Annotated in this window: 17 protein-coding genes, 1 pseudogene and 1 other annotated feature; of the genes and pseudogenes, 9 read left to right on the top strand and 9 right to left on the bottom strand. The window is 58.3% G+C overall.

All coding sequences use genetic code 11. The features are described 5' to 3' along the window. From KHQ24_RS24035 to wbdC, 7 genes and pseudogenes are all read left to right on the top strand, one after another. Positions 1-293: pseudogene (locus tag KHQ24_RS24035) on the top strand (phosphomannomutase CpsG); the annotation flags it as partial. A 5-nt stretch (positions 294-298) separates the two neighbouring features. Continuing rightward, positions 299-1,084, top strand: a complete 786-nt coding sequence (wzm, locus tag KHQ24_RS24030; RefSeq protein WP_004203602.1) for an O9 family O-antigen export ABC transporter permease subunit — start codon at positions 299-301, stop codon at positions 1,082-1,084. Between the two features lie 2 nt (positions 1,085-1,086). Further along, entirely contained in the window at positions 1,087-2,382 is a 1,296-nt protein-coding gene (gene wzt, locus KHQ24_RS24025; RefSeq protein ID WP_004203600.1) for an O9 family O-antigen export ABC transporter ATP-binding subunit, read from the top strand. Positions 2,383-2,401: 19 nt separating this feature from the next. Beyond that, positions 2,402-4,528: a class I SAM-dependent methyltransferase gene (locus tag KHQ24_RS24020; protein WP_017899710.1), complete on the top strand. Its 2,127-nt coding sequence runs from the start codon at positions 2,402-2,404 to the stop codon at positions 4,526-4,528. Between the two features lie 10 nt (positions 4,529-4,538). Further along, a complete protein-coding gene (gene wbdA / locus KHQ24_RS24015; RefSeq protein WP_211777518.1) occupies positions 4,539-7,061 on the top strand; it encodes a polymannosyl GlcNAc-diphospho-ditrans,octacis-undecaprenol 2,3-alpha-mannosylpolymerase WbdA in 2,523 nt (840 codons plus the stop codon). 46 nt (positions 7,062-7,107) lie between these two features. Continuing rightward, entirely contained in the window at positions 7,108-8,253 is a 1,146-nt protein-coding gene (locus KHQ24_RS24010; protein ID WP_211777517.1) for a glycosyltransferase family 4 protein, read from the top strand. A gap of 9 nt (positions 8,254-8,262) precedes the next feature. Then, on the top strand, positions 8,263-9,378 hold the full coding sequence (gene wbdC, locus KHQ24_RS24005) for an N-acetyl-alpha-D-glucosaminyl-diphospho-ditrans,octacis-undecaprenol 3-alpha-mannosyltransferase WbdC (protein ID WP_064157345.1): 1,116 nt from the start codon (positions 8,263-8,265) through the stop codon (positions 9,376-9,378). A 38-nt stretch (positions 9,379-9,416) separates the two neighbouring features. Here the strand turns inward: wbdC and hisIE are convergent, their stop codons facing one another. From hisIE to hisL, 9 genes are all read right to left on the bottom strand, one after another. After that, the gene (gene hisIE / locus KHQ24_RS24000; RefSeq protein WP_004203593.1) at positions 9,417-10,013 is read right to left on the bottom strand and encodes a bifunctional phosphoribosyl-AMP cyclohydrolase/phosphoribosyl-ATP diphosphatase HisIE; all 597 of its coding nucleotides are present in this window, start codon (positions 10,011-10,013) and stop codon (positions 9,417-9,419) included. Further along, positions 10,007-10,783 carry an imidazole glycerol phosphate synthase subunit HisF gene (gene hisF / locus KHQ24_RS23995; RefSeq protein ID WP_017899707.1) on the bottom strand — a complete coding sequence of 259 codons (777 nt, stop codon included), beginning with the start codon at positions 10,781-10,783 and terminating at the stop codon, positions 10,007-10,009. The genes hisIE and hisF overlap by 7 nt, the downstream gene beginning before the upstream one ends. Further along, positions 10,765-11,502, bottom strand: coding sequence for a 1-(5-phosphoribosyl)-5-[(5-phosphoribosylamino)methylideneamino]imidazole-4-carboxamide isomerase (gene hisA, locus KHQ24_RS23990; protein ID WP_004200373.1), 738 nt, complete (start codon positions 11,500-11,502; stop codon positions 10,765-10,767). The genes hisF and hisA overlap by 19 nt, the downstream gene beginning before the upstream one ends. Then, positions 11,502-12,092 carry an imidazole glycerol phosphate synthase subunit HisH gene (hisH, locus tag KHQ24_RS23985; protein ID WP_002912227.1) on the bottom strand — a complete coding sequence of 197 codons (591 nt, stop codon included), beginning with the start codon at positions 12,090-12,092 and terminating at the stop codon, positions 11,502-11,504. Before hisH ends, hisA begins: the two co-directional genes overlap by 1 nt. Then, on the bottom strand, positions 12,092-13,159 hold the full coding sequence (gene hisB / locus KHQ24_RS23980) for a bifunctional histidinol-phosphatase/imidazoleglycerol-phosphate dehydratase HisB (protein WP_004203589.1): 1,068 nt from the start codon (positions 13,157-13,159) through the stop codon (positions 12,092-12,094). The genes hisH and hisB overlap by 1 nt, the downstream gene beginning before the upstream one ends. Further along, a complete protein-coding gene (gene hisC / locus KHQ24_RS23975) occupies positions 13,156-14,217 on the bottom strand; it encodes a histidinol-phosphate transaminase (protein WP_004203588.1) in 1,062 nt (353 codons plus the stop codon). Before hisC ends, hisB begins: the two co-directional genes overlap by 4 nt. After that, a complete protein-coding gene (gene hisD, locus KHQ24_RS23970; protein ID WP_065904471.1) occupies positions 14,214-15,518 on the bottom strand; it encodes a histidinol dehydrogenase in 1,305 nt (434 codons plus the stop codon). The genes hisC and hisD overlap by 4 nt, the downstream gene beginning before the upstream one ends. Before the next feature lie 39 nt (positions 15,519-15,557). Then, entirely contained in the window at positions 15,558-16,457 is a 900-nt protein-coding gene (gene hisG, locus KHQ24_RS23965; RefSeq protein ID WP_002912152.1) for an ATP phosphoribosyltransferase, read from the bottom strand. Between the two features lie 47 nt (positions 16,458-16,504). After that, positions 16,505-16,627: a sequence feature (His leader region), on the bottom strand. Beyond that, positions 16,603-16,653 carry a his operon leader peptide gene (gene hisL / locus KHQ24_RS23960; protein ID WP_004899375.1) on the bottom strand — a complete coding sequence of 17 codons (51 nt, stop codon included), beginning with the start codon at positions 16,651-16,653 and terminating at the stop codon, positions 16,603-16,605. Its footprint overlaps the feature before it by 25 nt. Before the next feature lie 175 nt (positions 16,654-16,828). Between hisL and KHQ24_RS23955 the strand changes: the two genes are divergently transcribed. Together KHQ24_RS23955 and KHQ24_RS23950 are read left to right on the top strand one after the other, a co-directional pair. Further along, the gene (locus KHQ24_RS23955) at positions 16,829-17,653 is read left to right on the top strand and encodes an SDR family oxidoreductase (RefSeq protein WP_004203585.1); all 825 of its coding nucleotides are present in this window, start codon (positions 16,829-16,831) and stop codon (positions 17,651-17,653) included. A gap of 38 nt (positions 17,654-17,691) precedes the next feature. Further along, positions 17,692-18,411, top strand: a 720-nt coding sequence (locus KHQ24_RS23950; protein WP_211777516.1) for a LysR family transcriptional regulator, incomplete at its 3' end; no start/stop codon positions are given.

Raw genomic sequence — 18,411 nt, 5'->3', positions numbered from 1 at the left:
AATCGCTGGTGGCGGACCGCCAGGCGGCATTCCCGGCGTCGGGGGAGATCAACCGCAAGCTGGGTAATGCGGCGGAGGCGATCGCGCGCATCCGGGCGCAGTATGAGCCGGCGGCCGCCCACATCGACACAACGGACGGTATCAGTATTGAATACCCTGAGTGGCGCTTTAACCTGCGCACGTCCAACACGGAGCCGGTGGTGCGTCTGAACGTGGAGTCCAGAGCGGATACGGCGTTGATGAACGAGAAAACCGCCGAGCTGCTTAACCTGTTAAAAGAGGAATCGCTTTGAGTCCTATGTTTTCAGCGATCTATCGCTACCGTGGCTTTATTATTGACAGCGTTAAACGGGACTTTCAGTCCCGTTACCAGACCAGCTTTTTAGGCGCGGCATGGCTGATTTTACAGCCGATCGCCATGATTTCCGTCTATACATTAATCTTTTCTGAGTTAATGCGTGCCCGCCTGGCGGGCATGGACGGCCCTTTTGCCTATAGCATCTACCTCTGTTCCGGGGTGTTAACCTGGGGGCTGTTCACGGAAACGCTTAACAGTCTGGTCAACGTTTTTCTGACCAACGCCAACATTCTTAAAAAGCTCAGCTTTCCGCGGATCTGTTTACCGATCATCGTCACGGCTTCGGCGTTCATTAACTTTCTGATCATTTTCGGTCTGTTTGTGCTGTTTCTGATCGTCACGGGGAATTTCCCGGGCATGATTTTCTTTGAAATCATTCCGGTGCTGATCGTCCAGATGCTGTTCACCCTGGGCCTGGGGATTATCCTCGGCGTGCTGAACGTTTTTGTCCGCGACATCGGCCAGTTCGTCAATATCCTGCTGCAGTTTTGGTTCTGGTTTACGCCTATTGTTTACGTGTCCAAAACGCTGCCGGAATGGGTATCAGGCCTGCTGGCCTATAACCCGATGGCGACCATTATCGGTTCCTACCAGAATGTGATGCTCTATCACCAGAGCCCTGACTGGATGGCGCTGCTTCCGGTCACGGTGGTGTCGGTCATTCTGTTTTTATTTGCCTGGCGTTTATTTAAAAAACATGCCGCTGATATTGTGGACGAGATTTAATCATGAGTATCAAAGTTCAGCACGTCGGCAAGGCGTATAAATATTACCCATCCAAATGGAACCGGGTCATTGAGAAACTGCTGCCGGGCGATAAGCCGCGGCACAGCAAAAAATGGGTGTTAAAAGACATCAATTTCAGCATTGAACCCGGTGAAGCAGTCGGTATTGTCGGGGTGAACGGCGCAGGTAAAAGTACGTTGCTGAAGCTGCTGACCGGCACCACCCAGCCCACCAAAGGAAGCATTGAGATCCAGGGGCGCGTCGCTGCGCTGCTGGAGCTGGGCATGGGTTTCCATCCCGACTTTACCGGCCGGCAGAACGTGTATATGTCCGGGCTGATGATGGGCCTGAGCCGCGAAGAGATCGAGCGCTTAATGCCGGAGATCGAAGCCTTTGCAGATATCGGCGACTACATTGAAGAGCCGGTCCGTATCTATTCCAGTGGCATGCAAATGCGTCTGGCGTTCGCCGTGGCTACCGCTTCTCGCCCGGATATTCTGATCGTCGATGAAGCGCTCTCCGTTGGCGACTCCCGCTTTCAGGCGAAGTGCTACGCCCGCATTGCGGACTTCAAAAAGCAGGGCACCACGCTGCTGCTGGTTTCCCACAGCGCTGGGGATATCGTCAAGCACTGCGACCGCGCCATCTTCCTCAAAAATGGTGACATCTGCATGGACGGCACCGCCCGTGACGTGACCAACCGTTACCTGGATGAGCTGTTTGGCAAACCTGATAAAGACAGCGCGAAGAAAAGCGAAACGGCTACCTCGTCAGCCAGTGGTGAAAGCCAGATGTCGCTCGATGAGATTGAAGATGTGTACCACACGCGACCAGGCTACCGTCCGGAAGAGTACCGCTGGGGGCAGGGGGGCGCGAAAATCATCGATTACCATATTCAGAGCGCCGGGGTTGATTTTCCGCCATCGCTGACGGGCAATCAGCAGACCGATTTTCTGATGAAGGTCGTGTTTGAATACGATTTTGATTGCGTGGTGCCAGGCATCCTGATTAAGACTCTCGATGGCTTATTCCTCTACGGAACCAACTCTTTCCTCGCCTCAGAAGGGCGCGAGAATATTTCGGTTTCCCGCGGCGATGTTCGGGTGTTTAAATTTAGCCTTCCGGTGGATTTAAACAGTGGCGATTACCTGCTGTCATTTGGTATCTCTGCCGGCAACCCGCAGACGGATATGACGCCGCTGGACAGACGTTACGACTCCATTATTTTACATGTGACCAAGAGCATGGATTTCTGGGGTGTCATCGATCTTAAGTCGTCCTTTACTAGCTACCAATGACGTTGAGAAAAACGATTCCATGACTAAAAACTTAAACACGCTGGTTAGCGAATTACCTGAGATTTATCAAACTATTTTTGGACATCCCGAGTGGGATGGCGACGCCGCTCGCGATTGTAATCAACGTCTCGATTTGATTACCGAACAGTACGATAACTTATCCCGGGCGCTGGGCCGCCCGCTTAAAGTTCTCGATCTGGGCTGCGCTCAGGGCTTTTTCAGCCTGAGCCTGGCAAGCAAAGGCGCGACTATCGTTGGTATCGATTTCCAGCAGGAAAATATTAACGTGTGCCGCGCGCTGGCCGAAGAAAACCCCGACTTTGCCGCCGAATTCCGGGTAGGCAGAATTGAAGAGGTGATCGCCGCGCTGGAAGAGGGCGAGTTTGATCTGGCCATTGGCTTAAGCGTGTTTCATCATATTGTTCATCTTCATGGTATCGATGAAGTTAAACGTCTGCTCTCGCGCCTGGCGGATGTTACCCAGGCGGTGATCCTTGAGCTGGCGGTGAAAGAAGAACCGCTCTACTGGGGCGTTTCTCAGCCGGAAGATCCGCGCGAACTGATTGAGCAGTGCGCGTTTTATCGCCTGATTGGCGAGTTTGATACCCATTTATCCCCCGTTCCGCGCCCGATGTACCTGGTCAGCAACCACCGGGTGCTGCTCAACGATTTTAATCAGCCGTTCCAGCACTGGCAAAATCAGCCCTATGCCGGGGCCGGCCTGGCGCATAAGCGCAGCCGTCGCTACTTCTTTGGCGAAGATTATGTGTGCAAGTTTTTCTATTACGACATGCCTCACGGCATCCTGACGGCGGAAGAGAGCCAGCGTAATAAACATGAACTGCATAATGAAATAAAGTTCCTGGCGCAACCGCCAGCGGGCTTTGACGCGCCGGCATTACTGGCCCACGGCGAAAACGCCCAGTCTGGCTGGCTGGTGATGGAAAAGCTCCCGGGTAGCTTGCTGAGCGATATGCTGGCGGCCGGGGAAGAGATCGATCGTGAAAAAATCCTTGGCAGCTTGCTCCGTTCCTTAGCGGCGCTGGAGAAGCAAGGGTTCTGGCATGACGATGTACGCCCGTGGAACGTGATGGTCGATGCCCGGCAGCATGCCCGCTTAATCGACTTCGGGTCTATCGTCACCACCCCACAGGACTGCAGCTGGCCGACAAACCTTGTCCAGTCGTTCTTCGTGTTTGTGAATGAGCTGTTTGCCGAAAACAAAAACTTAAACGGTTTCTGGCGCTCGGCGCCCGTGCATCCGTTCAACCTGCCGCAGCCGTGGTCAAACTGGCTGTATGCAGTCTGGCAGGAGCCGGTTGACAGCTGGAACTTTGCTCTGCTGTTGTCGCTGTTCGACAAGAAAGCGAAACTGCCGTCAGCTGAACAGCAGCGTGGGGCGACGGAGCAGTGGATTATCGCTCAGGAAACGGTGCTGCTGGAGCTTCAGTCCCGGGTGCGCAATGAAAGTGCCGGCTCGGAGGCGATGCGTGGGGAAATCCAGGCTCTGGAGCAGCAGATCGTTCAGCTGCAGGCGGCACAGGATGCGTTAGTCGAAAAAGCGCAACAGCCAGTGGAAGTCAGCCATGAGCTGAGCTGGCTGACTGAGAATATGGCGCAGCTGACCGCGCTGCTGGAGTCGGCAAAAGCTCACGCCCAGGCTGACATTCAGCCCGAGCTGCCGCCGGAAACCGCTGAGCTCCTCCAGCGACTGGAAGCCGCGAACCGGGAGATTCACCATTTACATAACGAAAACCAGCAGCTTCGCCAGGAAATTGAAAAAATCCATCGCAGCCGTTCCTGGAGAATGACCAAGGGTTATCGTTATCTGGGACTGCAGATCCATTTGCTGAGACAGTATGGTTTCGTGCAGCGTTGTAAACATTTTATTAAGCGCGTCCTGCGCTTTGTTTTCTCGTTTATGAGAAAACATCCGCAGGTAAAACATACCGCGGTAAATGGGTTACATAAGCTGGGTCTTTATCAACCGGCATACCGTTTGTATCGTCGTATGAATCCGCTGCCGCATAGCCAGTATCAGGCTGATGCGCAGATTTTATCGCAGACTGAGCTGCAAGTGATGCATCCGGAGCTTCTACCTCCGGAGGTTTATGAAATTTATCTCAAACTAACGAAAAATAAATAAGGAGATTAACTTGCATATTTTGATTGATGTCCAGGGCTACCAGTCGGAAAGCAAATTCCGCGGTATCGGTCGCAGTACCCTGGCCATGAGCCGCGCCATTATTGAAAATGCCGGTGAGCATCGCGTCAGTATTCTGATCAATGGTATGTATCCCATTGACAATATTAATGATGTAAAAATGGCTTATCGGGACCTGCTGACGGACGAAGATATGTTCATCTTCTCCGCCGTCGCGCCAACGGCCTATTGCAATATCGATAACCACGGTCGTAGCAAAGCCGCCCAGGCGGCCCGCGATATCGCTATCGCCAATATCGCGCCTGATATTGTCTATGTTATTAGCTTCTTCGAAGGCCATGGGGATAGTTATACCGTGTCTATTCCGGCGGACAATGTGCCGTGGAAGACGGTGTGCGTATGCCACGATCTGATCCCGCTGTTAAATAAAGAACGTTATCTCGGCGACCCGAATTTCCGCGAGTTTTATATGAACAAGCTGGCGGAGTTTGAGCGGGCGGATGCGATCTTCGCTATTTCGCAGTCGGCGGCCCAGGAAGTGATCGAATATACCGACATCGCCAGCGATCGGGTATTGAACATCTCCTCGGCGGTGGGCGAAGAGTTTGCGGTGATCGATTATTCCGCTGAGCGTATTCAGTCTTTAAAAGACAAATACAGCCTGCCGGATGAGTTTATCCTAACGCTGGCGATGATCGAGCCGCGGAAAAACATTGAAGCGCTTATTCATGCTTACAGCATGCTGCCTGCCGAACTGCAGCAGCGCTATCCGATGGTGCTCGCGTATAAGGTGCATCCTGAAGATCTGGAGCGTATTCTGCGTCTGGCGGAAAGCTATGGCCTCTCCCGCAGTCAGCTTATCTTTACCGGCTTCCTGACCGACGACGATCTGATTGCCCTGTACAACCTGTGCAAACTGTTTGTGTTCCCGTCGCTGCATGAAGGTTTCGGCCTGCCGCCGCTGGAAGCGATGCGCTGCGGGGCGGCGACCTTAGGTTCAAACATTACCAGCCTGCCGGAAGTCATTGGCTGGGAAGATGCGATGTTCAATCCGCATGACGTGCAGGATATTCGCCGGGTGATGGAGAAGGCGCTGACCGATGAGGCGTTTTACCGTGAGCTGAAGGCGCATGCTCTGACGCAGTCGGCCAAATTCTCCTGGGCCAATACCGCCCATCTGGCGATCGATGGTTTCTCTCGTCTGCTGCAGTCGTCCAAAGGGGCACATGCTGGGCAGGCGGAAGGCGTGACCGCCTCGCGGATTCAGACGATGCAGAAAATTGATGCGCTGAGCGAAGTCGACCGTCTCGGTCTGGCGTGGGCCGTTGCGCGCAATGGCTTTAAGCAGCATACCCGCAAGCTGCTGGTGGACATTTCGGTTCTGGCGAAGCATGACGCGAAGACCGGGATCCAGCGCGTCTCGCGCAGTATTCTCAGCGAATTACTGAAATCCGGCGTGCCGGGTTATAAGGTTTCCGCCGTCTACTACACCCCAGGCGAGTGTTACCGCTACGCTAACCAATATCTGTCCAGTAACTTCCCGGGCGAATATGGTGCCGACGAGCCGGTGCTGTTCAGCAAAGATGATATTCTGATCGCCACCGATCTGACCGCGCATCTCTTCCCGGAGGTGGTGACGCAAATTGACAGCATGCGCGCCGCCGGGGCGTTCGCCTGCTTCGTGGTGCATGATATTTTGCCATTACGACGCCCGGAGTGGAGTATCGAAGGCATTCAGCGTGAATTCCCGATCTGGCTGTCCTGCCTCGCGGAGCATGCCGACCGGCTGATCTGCGTCTCTGCAAGCGTCGCCGAGGATGTGAAAGCGTGGATTGCGGAAAATAGCCATTGGGTGAAACCGAATCCGCTGCTGACCGTCAGCAACTTCCATCTGGGCGCCGACCTCGATGCCAGCGTACCGTCCACTGGCATGCCGGACAATGCACAGGCGCTGTTAGCCACGATGGCCGCAGCCCCGTCATTTATCATGGTGGGCACCATGGAGCCGCGCAAAGGTCACGCCCAGACGCTGGCCGCCTTCGAGGAGCTGTGGCGCGAGGGCAAAGACTACAACTTGTTTATCGTCGGCAAACAGGGCTGGAACGTTGACAGCTTGTGCGAAAAATTACGCCATCATCCTCAGCTGAACAAAAAGCTGTTCTGGTTGCAGAATATCAGCGACGAGTTTTTGGCCGAGCTATACGCTCGTTCACGGGCGCTGATCTTTGCCTCGCAGGGGGAGGGCTTTGGCCTGCCGTTGATTGAAGCGGCGCAGAAAAAGCTGCCGGTGATTATCCGCGATATCCCGGTGTTTAAAGAGATTGCTCAGGAACATGCGTGGTATTTCTCCGGGGAGGCGCCGGCTGACATTGCTAAGGCCGTCGAAGACTGGTTAGCCCTGTATGAGCAAAACGCGCATCCTCGCTCCGAAAATATCAACTGGTTAACCTGGAAGCAGAGCGCGGAATTTCTCCTGAAAAACCTGCCGATTATCGCGCCAACCGCGAAGCAATAATCGCTATCAACAGGGCCGCCCCGGTGGCCCTTGTGATGAGTTCGTTATGAAAATTATTTTTGCTACTGAGCCAATTAAATATCCGTTAACGGGCATCGGTCGGTATTCCCTGGAACTGGTTAAGCGGCTGGCGGTTGCTCGTGAAATCGAAGAGCTGAAGCTGTTTCACGGCGCGTCGTTTATCGACCAGATCCCCCAGGTTGAGAATAAAAGCGATACCAAAGCCAGCAATCATGGTCGTCTGTCGGCGTTTCTGCGCCGCCAGCCGCTGCTGATTGAGGCGTATCGCCTGCTGCATCCGCGGCGCCAGGCGTGGGCATTGCGCGATTACAAAGACTACATTTACCATGGGCCTAACTTCTATCTGCCGCATCGCCTGGAACGCGCCGTAACCACGTTTCATGACATCTCTATATTTACCTGCCCGGAATATCATCCAAAAGATCGGGTTCGCTATATGGAGAAGTCCCTGCACGAGAGCCTGGGTTCGGCAAAGCTGATCCTGACCGTCTCTGACTTCTCGCGCAGTGAAATCATCCGCCTGTTCAACTATCCGGCGGAGCGGATCGTCACCACCAAGCTGGCCTGCAGCAGCGACTATATTCCGCGCAGCCCGGCGGAGTGCCTGCCGGTCCTGCAGAAATATCAGCTGGCGTGGCAGGGCTATGCGTTGTATATCGGCACCATGGAGCCGCGTAAAAATATCCGCGGTCTGCTGCAGGCCTATCAGCTGCTGCCGATGGAGACCCGCATGCGCTACCCGCTGATCCTCAGCGGTTATCGCGGATGGGAAGACGATGTGCTGTGGCAGTTAGTCGAGCGCGGTACGCGAGAAGGGTGGATCCGTTACCTGGGCTATGTCCCGGATGAAGACCTGCCTTATCTGTACGCGGCGGCCAGAACCTTTGTTTATCCCTCCTTCTACGAGGGATTCGGTTTACCTATTCTTGAAGCGATGTCTTGCGGTGTGCCGGTAGTATGTTCCAATGTCACTTCTTTGCCTGAGGTGGTTGGCGATGCCGGCCTCGTTGCCGATCCTAATGATGTAGACGCGATTAGCGCGCATATTTTGCAGAGCCTGCAGGATGATAGCTGGCGGGAAATCGCCACCGCGCGCGGTCTTGCCCAGGCGAAACAGTTTTCGTGGGAGAACTGTACGACCCAGACCATTAACGCCTATAAATTACTCTAAGGGTGTCAGTTGAGAGTTCTACACGTCTATAAGACCTACTATCCCGATACCTACGGCGGTATTGAGCAGGTCATTTATCAGCTCAGTCAGGGCTGCGCCCGCCGGGGAATCGCAGCCGATGTTTTTACTTTTAGCCCGGACAAAGAGACAGGACCTGTCGCCTACGAAGACCATCGGGTCATTTATAATAAGCAGCTTTTTGAAATTGCCTCCACGCCGTTTTCGCTGAAAGCGTTAACGCGTTTTAAGCAGATTAAAGATGACTACGACATCATCAACTACCATTTTCCGTTTCCATTCATGGATATGTTGCATCTCTCGGCGCGGCCTGACGTCAGAACAGTGGTGACCTATCACTCGGATATTGTGAAACAAAAACGGTTAATGAAGCTGTACCAGCCGCTGCAGGAGCGATTTCTCGCCAGCGTCGACTGCATCGTCGCCTCGTCGCCCAACTACGTGGCCTCCAGCCAGACCCTGAAAAAATATCAGGATAAAACGGTGGTGATCCCGTTTGGTCTGGAGCAGCATGACGTGCAGCACGATCCGCAGCGGGTGGCGCACTGGCGGGAAACCGTCGGCGATAACTTCTTCCTCTTCGTCGGCGCTTTCCGCTACTACAAAGGGCTGCACATTCTGCTGGATGCCGCCGAGCGTAGCCGGCTGCCGGTGGTGATCGTCGGGGGAGGGCCGCTGGAGGCGGAAGTGCGTCGTGAAGCGCAGCAGCGCGGGCTGAGCAATGTGGTGTTTACCGGCATGCTCAACGACGAAGATAAATACATTCTCTTCCAGCTCTGCCGTGGCGTGGTCTTCCCCTCGCATCTGCGCTCCGAGGCGTTTGGCATTACGTTACTGGAAGGCGCGCGCTTCGCCAGGCCGCTGATCTCCTGTGAGATCGGCACCGGGACCTCGTTCATTAACCAGGACAAAGTGAATGGTTGCGTGATCCCGCCGAATGACAGTCGGGCGCTGGTGGAGGCGATGAATGAGCTCTGGCATAACGATGAAACCGCCAGCCGCTATGGCGAAAACTCGCGTCGTCGTTTTGAAGAGATGTTTACTGCCGACCATATGATTGACGCTTACGTCAATCTCTACACTACTCTGCTGGAAAGCAAATCCTGAGGCTAGCTACCCCCGCCGTTGCGGCGGGGGTCAACGCGTTAGTGACGACTCTTCAGATTATCAATCACTTCCCCGAGATCCAGCCCCTGGTCCTGCAGCAGCACCAGCAGGTGATACATCAGGTCCGACGCCTCATTCTTCAGCTCGAAGCGGTCGTTCACCGTGGCGGCCAGCGCGGTCTCTACGCCTTCTTCTCCCACTTTCTGCGCGATGCGCTTGGTGCCGCTGGCATACAGCTTCGCCGTGTAGGAGCTCTCCGGGTCGGCGTGCTTACGCTCGGCCAGCAGCTGCTCCAGCTGATAGAGGAACAGCCACTGGTGGCCGGCGTCGCCGAAGCAGCTGGTGGTGCCTTTGTGGCAGGTCGGCCCGATCGGGTTCACCAGCACCAGCAGCGTATCGTTGTCGCAGTCCGGTGTGATGCTCACCACGTTGAGGACATTTCCCGAGGTTTCACCCTTGGTCCACAGCCGCTGTTTGGTGCGTGAGTAAAAGGTGACCTTGCCGGTGGCTTCGGTTTTCTCCAGCGCGTCCTTGTTCATGTAGCCCAGCATCAGCACTTCGCCGGATACGGCGTGCTGCACGATGGCCGGCATCATGCCGTCCGTTTTTTCCCAGTCCAGCTGTTCAGTCAACATACCCTTATCTCCACGCCCTGTGCCGCCAGGTACGCTTTCAGTTCGCCAATATTAATAATCTGTTTGTGGAATACTGAGGCCGCCAGCGCGCCGTCAACGTCGGCGTCGCGGAAGGCTTCGAGGAAGTGTTCCATGGTGCCTGCGCCGCCGGAGGCGATCAGCGGCACATGGCACACCGCGCGGACCTTCGCCAGCTGCTGCAGGTCGTAGCCGTTGCGCACCCCGTCCTGGTTCATCATATTGAGGACGATCTCGCCCGCGCCGCGCTTCTGCACTTCCTCCACCCAGTCGAGGGTTTCCCACTGCGTCACCCGGGTGCGGCTCTCGTCGCCGGTGTACTGATTAACGTGATACTTGCCGGTCTGTGCATCAAACCAGGTATCGATCCCCACCACGATGCACTGCACGCCAAAGCGGTCGGCAAGGCGGGTGATCAGCGTCGGGTCGGCGAGAGCAGGGGAGTTAATCGAGATCTTATCGGCGCCGAAGGAGAGGATCTGCGCCGCGTCTTCCAGCGACTTGATCCCGCCCGCCACGCAGAAAGGAATATCGATTACTTCCGCCACCCGCGACACCCAGCTCTTATCGACCACCCGGCCGTCGCTGGAGGCGGTGATATCATAAAACACCAGCTCGTCGGCGCCTTCGTCGGCATAGCGCTTAGCCAGCGGGACGATATCGCCGATGATCTCGTGATTACGGAACTGCACGCCTTTCACTACCTGACCGTCGCGGACGTCGAGGCAGGGGATTATCCGTTTTGCCAGCATTGAATGGCCTCCGTTACGTTGAATTTGCCTTCCAGCAGCGCGCGACCGACAATCACGCCGCGCACCCCGGTGCCGCGCAGGGCGGCAATATCATTGAGATCGCCGATGCCGCCGGACGACTGAAACGCCACCTGCGGGTAGCGGGCGCAGACCTCCTCGTACAGCGAGACGTTAGAACCTGCCAGCGTGCCGTCGCGGGAGATATCGGTGCACAGCACATGCTGCAGGCCGACCGGCAGATAGCTCTCCACCAGCTCCTCCAGGGTCACGCCGGAGTTTTCCTGCCAGCCGCTGACCGCCACCTGCTTATTGCCGTCGGCGTCGATACGCACGTCGAGGGCCAGCACCAGTCGTTCAGGGCCAAAGCGTTTAAACCAGCCTTTCACTTCCTCCGGGGATTTCACCGCGGTGGAACCGACCACCACGCGGGCGACGCCGGCTTCAAGCAGGGCCGCGACATCCGCCTCGGTCCGCACGCCGCCGCCGACCTGCACCGGGACGTCAACGCCGGCGACCAGCGATTTCAGCAGCGGGATCTGGCGCTTCGCCGGATCCTTCGCCCCGGTCAGGTCGACCAGGTGCAGGACTTCCGCTCCCTGAGCGGCATAGGACTGCAGGCGCGGCAGCGGATCGCTGCCATAGTCGCGCTGCTGGCCATAATCGCCCTGGTGGAGACGAACGACGGTGCCGTCGATTAAATCTAAAGCAGGAATAATCATCACATCTCCAGAAAGTTTTTCAGCAGCTGCGCCCCGGCGCTCCCGGAGCGCTCCGGGTGGAACTGCACGCCAAAGAAGTTATCTTTCTGCACCGCGGCGGTGAACGCCTCGCCGTAATTGCACTGGGCGATGGTGTACGGGTTGACCGGCATGGCGTAGCTGTGCACGAAGTAGAAGTAAGCCCCTTCTTCGATGCCGCGGAACAGACGATCGCCTGCTTTGGCATACACCCGGTTCCAGCCCATGTGCGGCAGCGGCAGGCCGTGGTCGGTCATCTTCGGCACCTCTTCCTCGATAATGCCCAGCAGATCGACGCCGTTGTTCTCTTCACTGCGCTTGCCGAGCAGCTGCATACCCAGGCAAATCCCCAGCACCGGCTGGGTACAGGCTTTGATCAGGTCGATCAGCTCGCGGTCGCGCAGCTGGTCCATCGCCGCCTGGGCGGTGCCGACGCCGGGAAGAAACAGTTTATCGGCACGCAATACCACCTCCGGGTCGCGGCTGACCACCGGCTCATAGCCGTGGCGGCCAATCGCCGATTTCACCGAATTGAGGTTGGCGCACCCGGTATCAAGGATCACCACATTCATTACAGCACCCCTTTGGAAGACGGCAGGGCATCGCCCTGGACGCGGATCGCCTGGCGCAGCGTACGGCCAAAGGCTTTGAACAGGCTTTCAACGCGGTGGTGATCGTTCTTGCCCTTGGTTTTCAGGTGCAGCGTCACCGCCATGGTGTAAGAGAGCGAGCGGAAGAAGTGTTCCACCATCTCGGTGCTCAGATCGCCGACGCGCTGATAGGTGAAGTCCGCCTTATACTCCAGGTGCGGACGGCCGGAGATATCCAGCGCGCAGCGGGCGAGACACTCGTCCATCGGCAGCACGAATCCGAAACGGTTGATGCCGCGCTTGTCGCCAAGCGCCAGCTTCAGGGCTTCGCCGAGGGCCAGGCCGGTATCTTCCACCGTGTGGTGATCGTCGATATACAGATCGCCGCCGACGTTGACCTCCATGCGGAAGCCGCCATGGGTGGCGATTTGGTCGAGCATATGGTCAAAAAAGCCGACGCCGGTGTGGATCTTGCTGCCGCCTTCGCGGTCCAGCCACACTTTCACATCCACCTGGGTCTCTTTGGTGATGCGCTCGACGTGGGCATAGCGGTCACGGCGGGTCAGTTGCTCGCAGATGGTCGGCCAGTTCAGCGTCTCGCGGTCATAGCGCAGACCGATAATCCCCATGTTATCCGCCAGCTCAAGGTCGGTGGCCCTGTCGCCAATCACATAGCTGTGGGCTTTATCCAGTACGCCCTCTTCCAGCCACGGCAGAACCAGCTGGGTTTTCGGCTTGCGGCAGGCGCAGTTGTCGCCCGGGAAGTGCGGACAAATCAGCACTTCTTCAAAGTTAACGCCCTGCGAGGCGAAGATCTGCATCATCAGGTTGTGCGGGCCATCAAACGCCTCCTGCGGCAGGCTGTCGGTGCCCAGACCATCCTGGTTGGTGATTATCACCAGCTTATAGCCTTCCTGCTGCAGCTTCAGCAGCGCCGGGATCACCTGCGGCTCAAACGCCAGCTTGTCGAAACGGTCCACCTGGAAATCCACCGGCGGTTCGGAAATCAGGGTGCCGTCACGGTCAATAAAGAGATACTTCTGGGTCATACATTCTCCGCAGTCAAGGCGTCAATCACGCGCTGGCTCTCGGCACGGGTACCGATAGTGATACGCAAACAGCCGCTCAATGAAGGTTGTTTATTCTGGTCACGTAAGATAATGCCCTGATCCCACAAAGATTTAAACACTGCGCTGGAGGCGGTTATCCGCGCCAGGACGTAGTTGGTTTCGGAATCGAAGACCTGCTCCACGCAGGCGATGCCGCGCAGCTGTTCCACCAGGTAGCGGCGCTCGTCGAGGATCTGCGCCACGCGCTGACGCATCGCGGCGATCCCTTCCGCGCTCAGCGCCTGGGCGGCGATATCGGCCACCGGCGTGGAGAGCGGGTACGGGGCGATCACTTTCAGCAGCACGTTAATCACCTCGGCGTTGGCGAGGGTGAAGCCGCAGCGCAGGCCAGCGAGGGCGAAGGCTTTAGACAGCGTGCGCAGCACCACCAGGTGCGGATAGTCGCTGAGCCAGCCGGCGAGCGTCGCCTGCGGGCAGAATTCAATATAGGCTTCGTCGGCCACCACGATAGCTTTGCCGCGGGTCATCTCCAGCAGGTCGCGCATCGACTGCGGGTCGATAATCTGCCCGGTCGGGTTGTTCGGGCTGCAGACGAAGACCACCTTCACCCCGTCCAGCTGCGCCTCGATGCCCGGCAGGTCGAGCTGCCAGTCGGCCAGCGTCGGCACGGTGCGGCACTCGACGCCGATGGTCTCGGCGCTGACGCTGTACATGCCGTAGGTGGGCGGGCAGTAGAGCACGGCGTCTTCGCCTGGCTCGCAGAAGGCGCGGATCAGCAGCTCAATGCCTTCGTCGGCGCCGCGGCTGACCAGCACCTGCTCCGGTTTAACCTCGGCGTAGCGGGCGTAGCTCTCAATCACCGCCTTCGGCTGCGGCTCCGGATAGCGGTTCAGCGTCTGCTCGGTCAGCTGGAAGGCCACGGCGGTGGGGAATTCGTTAGCGTTCAGCCAGACGTCGCCTTTCCCGCCCAGGCGGCGAGCGGATTGATACGGGGTCAGCGCGCGAACGTTGGCGCGGGCTAAATCTTCAATGCTCATGCTTGCTCCTTCAGGGCGGCAACGCGCAGCGTTACGGCGTTTTTGTGGGCGTCAAGGCGCTCGGCGGCGGCCAGAATCTCAATCGTCGAGGCGAGGGCGGCAAAGCCGTCGCGCGACAGCTCCTGCACGGTCATCCGTTTCTGGAAGTCGGCCAGGCCGAGGCTCGAACAGGTGGCGGTATAGCCATAGGTCGGCAGGACGTGGTTGGTGCCCGAGGCATAGTCGCCCGCGGATTCCGGCGACCAGTCGCCAAGGAAAACGGAACCGGCGCTGGTGATGCTGTCCACCAGCTCACGGGCCTGGCGGGTCTGAATGATCAGGTGCTCCGGGCCGTACTGGTTGGAGATGGCCACGCACTGCGCCAGGTCGCGGGCCACGATGATCCGGCTGGCGGAGAGCGCCACGCGGGCGGTTTCGGCGCGCGGCAGGGCGGCCAGCTGGCGCTCCACGGCCTCGGCGACGCGGTTGCCCATCCCGGCGTCCGGGGTCAGGAGGATCACCTGCGAGTCCGGGCCGTGTTCCGCCTGCGACAGCAGGTCGGAGGCGACAAAGTCCGGGTTGGCGCCGCTGTCGGCGATCACCAGCACTTCCGACGGGCCGGCCGGCATGTCGATGGCCGCGCCGTCCAGACGCTGGCTGACCTGGCGTTTGGCTTCCGTGACGTAAGCGTTACCCGGGCCAAAGATTTTATCCACCTTTGGCACCGACTCGGTACCGAGGGCGAGGGCGGCGATGGCCTGCGCGCCGCCGACGTTAAAGATGGTTTTCACGCCGCACAGCTGCGCGGCGTAGAGGATCTCATCGGCGATCGGCGGCGGCGAGCAGAGCACCACCTCCTGACAGCCGGCGATGCGCGCCGGCGTCGCCAGCATCAGCACCGTGGAGAACAGCGGCGCCGAGCCGCCCGGAATATACAGCCCGACGGAGGCGATAGGGCGGGTCACTTGCTGGCAGCGCACCCCCGGCAGCGTTTCGACATCCACCGCCTGCAGCTTTTGCGCGTTGTGGAAGGTCTCGATGTTTTGCACCGCCACCGCCATCGCCTGCTTCAGCTCGTCGCTGAGGCGCTCGCCGGCGGCGGCGATCTCCGCCTCGCTCACCTGCAGCGCGGCGACGGTGGTTTTATCAAACTTCGCGCTGTATTCGCGCAGCGCCGCGTCGCCGTTGGCTTTGACGTTATCGAGGATCTCCGCCACCGTTTTACTGATGCTGTCGGAGGCGGAAATCGCCGGGCGCGTTAAGAGTTGTCGCTGTTGGTCTGCGCTACAGCCGTTCCAGTCGATTATTGTGTTGAAGCTCATGATTGTTTTCCCCTGTGTGTCCCGTGACCGGCTGGCCGATTACTCCATCATCTTCTCAATCGGCAGCACCAGAATGGAGCTGGCGCCCAGCGCCTTCAGTTTTTCCATGGTCTCCCAGAACAGGGTTTCGCTGCTGACCATGTGCATCGCCACGCGCTGCTTGTCGCCTGCCAGCGGCAGAATGGTCGGACGCTCGGCGCCCGGCAGCAGGGCAACCACTTCCTCAAGGCGTTCGGTCGGGGCGTGCATCATGATGTATTTCGACTCGCGGGCCTGGATCACGCCCTGAATACGGGTCAGCAGGCGGTCAATCAGCTGCTGTTTGGCGTCGGCCATTTCGCCGTCGCGCTGGATCAGGCAGGCTTTGGAGCGGTAGATCACTTCCACTTCGCGCAGGCCGTTGGCTTCCAGGGTGGCGCCGGTGGAGACGAGGTCGCAAATGGCGTCGGCGAGGCCGGCGCGCGGCGCCACTTCCACGGAGCCGTTCAGCAGACAGGATTTAAAGGAGATACCTTTTTGATCGAGGTAGCGCTTCAGCAGGTGCGGGTAAGAGGTGGCGATACGTTTGCCGTCCAGCGCCGCCGGGCCGTTCCAGGCTTCATCCACCGGGGTCGCCAGCGACAGGCGGCAGCCGCCGAAGTCCAGACGACGCAGGGTGAAGTAGCGCGGGTCTTCGCCCTGGGCGCGGCGGCTGAGCAGCTCTTCTTCCAGCACGTTTTCGCCGATAATGCCGAGGTCGACAACACCGTCCATCACCAGGCCCGGGATATCGTCATCACGCACGCGCAGAATGTCGATTGGCATATTTTCCGCCAGCGCAATCAGACGCTGGGTGTGCAAATTGACTTTAATGCCGCAGCGGCTGAGTAATTCGCGTGAATCTTCGCTTAAACGGCCTGATTTCTGAATAGCTATGCGTAAACGGGTGTTGTCTAACATTGTTCTTTTCCTCTGAATACCTGTCTGAATCTGTCCGAATTTGGTCCAAAAAAAAGCCCCCGGAAGTGAATCTTCCGGGGGCTCTCTGCGCGTTCATGCACCACTGGAAGATCCAAATGTCTTCCAGCACACATCGCCTGAAAGACTAGTCAGGATGATGGTGATGATGGTGGTGTTTAAATTGAACGCGGTTCATAAAATTCTCTGTGAATGACTATGCATTTGATGTCCTTTAACCTAAACCACTTCCGCCGCAGAAAGCAAGGGCTTTTTTCTATCATTAATTCATTTCACATTGAGCGAAGAAATTGTCAGTTGCCGCTGGCTGGCGTAGCCTGTAATCAGCACAGCGAAAGAGTCAGGAGCCTGGGATGAAAAAGGTCGCGATAGTCGGTTTGGGATGGCTGGGGATGCCGCTGGCGCTGTCGTTGACGGCGCGAGGCTGGCAGGTCACCGGCAGTAAAACCACGCAGGATGGCGTGGAGGCGGCGCGGATGTGCGGGATCGACAGCTATCCGCTGCGCCTGGAGCCGCAGCTGGTCTGTGATACCGAGGACCTCGACGCGCTGATGAACGTCGATGCGCTGGTGATCACGCTGCCGGCCCGGCGGACCGGCGCGGGGGAAGGGTTTTATCTGCAGGCGGTGCAGGAGATCGTCGATACCGCGCTGGCGTACCATATTCCGCGGATCGTCTTCACCAGCTCCACCTCGGTGTATGGCAACGTCAACGGCACGGTGAAAGAGAACTCCCCGCGACTGCCGGAAACCGCCAGCGGGCAGGTGCTCAAGGAGCTGGAAGACTGGCTGCACAACCTGCCGGGGACGTCGGTGGATATTCTGCGCCTCGCCGGGCTGGTGGGGCCGTCCCGACATCCGGGACGTTTTTTCGCCGGCAAGTCGGCGCCGGATGGCCAGCATGTGGTCAATCTGGTGCATTTGCAGGATGTGGTGGCCGCCATCGAACTGCTGCTGCAGGCTCCGAAGGGCGGGCACATCTATAATCTATGTGCGCCCCGCCATCCGGCGCGCGGCCTCTTTTATCCGCAGATGGCCCGCGAGCTGGGGCTGCCGCCGCCGGTGTTCAGTGACAGCCCGGACGGCGGCCAGGGTAAGATTGTGGATGGCAATCGAATCTGCAATGAGCTGGGGTTTGAGTACCAGTACCCCGATCCGCTGGTGATGCCGATGGAGTGATGCGCCAGCGGTGATTCGCATACCGTAAGGGGGTAGCGATGAAACCACTGCTGGATGTCCTCGTGATCCTCGACGCACTGGAAAAAGAGGGGAGCTTTGCCGCGGCGTCGGCAAGGCTCTTTAAAACGCCCTCGGCGCTGAGCTACACCATTCACCGGCTGGAAAGCGATCTCAATATTCAGCTGCTCGACCGCAGCGGTCACCGCGCGCGCTTTACCCCCACCGGACAGATGCTGCTGGAGAAAGGACGGGAAGTGCTGCATATCGCCCGCGAACTGGAGATCCGGGCGGTTAAGCTGCAGCAGGGGTGGGAGCATACCCTCCGCCTGGCGGTGGACAGCACCTTTCCCGTGGCGCAACTCTCGCCGCTGATCGCCGCATTTTATCAACAGCAGCCGCTGACCCGGCTGCACTTCACGCTGAACCCCTCGCTGCTGGACTGGCGGCCGCTGACTGAAGGGCAGGCCGATCTCCTGCTGGGGGCGCTCGGCGAGCCGCCGCCGCTGAGCGGCTATGATTATCTTCCCCTTGGCGAGCTGGATCTGGAGCTGGTGGTCTCCCCGCAGCATCCTCTGGCGGAGCGTCGCGCCCCGTTGAGCTGGCGAACTCTGCGCCGTTACCGCGCGGTCGCCACCGGCGAGGGCGGGGCGCTGCTCGGCGATCAGGAGACCCTGACGGTATGTGACGTTACGGGGCAGCTGGCGCTGCTGCGCATGGGGCTGGGGTGGGGCTGCCTGCCGCGTTACCAGGTGCAGGGG

The sequence above is a fragment of the Klebsiella sp. 54 genome (assembly GCF_018223875.1).
GTDB lineage: Bacteria > Pseudomonadota > Gammaproteobacteria > Enterobacterales > Enterobacteriaceae > Klebsiella > Klebsiella quasipneumoniae.
Note: the sequence above shows the minus strand (reverse complement) of the source record. Positions and strands in the feature narration are given on the sequence as shown.

Bases quoted from the DNA above. Each gene is read 5' to 3' on its own strand.
- hisG (WP_002912152.1), bottom strand. From the start codon at position 16,457: ATGTTAGACAACACCCGTTTACGCATAGCTATTCAGAAATCAGGCCGT.
- KHQ24_RS23955 (WP_004203585.1), top strand. From the start codon at position 16,829: ATGAAAAAGGTCGCGATAGTCGGTTTGGGATGGCTGGGGATGCCGCTG.
- wzm (WP_004203602.1), top strand. From the start codon at position 299: ATGTTTTCAGCGATCTATCGCTACCGTGGCTTTATTATTGACAGCGTT.
- hisA (WP_004200373.1), bottom strand. From the start codon at position 11,502: ATGATTATTCCTGCTTTAGATTTAATCGACGGCACCGTCGTTCGTCTC.
- KHQ24_RS24010 (WP_211777517.1), top strand. From the start codon at position 7,108: ATGAAAATTATTTTTGCTACTGAGCCAATTAAATATCCGTTAACGGGC.
- wzt (WP_004203600.1), top strand. From the start codon at position 1,087: ATGAGTATCAAAGTTCAGCACGTCGGCAAGGCGTATAAATATTACCCA.
- hisD (WP_065904471.1), bottom strand. From the start codon at position 15,518: ATGAGCTTCAACACAATAATCGACTGGAACGGCTGTAGCGCAGACCAA.
- hisH (WP_002912227.1), bottom strand. From the start codon at position 12,092: ATGAATGTGGTGATCCTTGATACCGGGTGCGCCAACCTCAATTCGGTG.
- hisIE (WP_004203593.1), bottom strand. From the start codon at position 10,013: ATGTTGACTGAACAGCTGGACTGGGAAAAAACGGACGGCATGATGCCG.
- hisC (WP_004203588.1), bottom strand. From the start codon at position 14,217: ATGAGCATTGAAGATTTAGCCCGCGCCAACGTTCGCGCGCTGACCCCG.
- hisB (WP_004203589.1), bottom strand. From the start codon at position 13,159: ATGACCCAGAAGTATCTCTTTATTGACCGTGACGGCACCCTGATTTCC.
- hisF (WP_017899707.1), bottom strand. From the start codon at position 10,783: ATGCTGGCAAAACGGATAATCCCCTGCCTCGACGTCCGCGACGGTCAG.
- KHQ24_RS24020 (WP_017899710.1), top strand. From the start codon at position 2,402: ATGACTAAAAACTTAAACACGCTGGTTAGCGAATTACCTGAGATTTAT.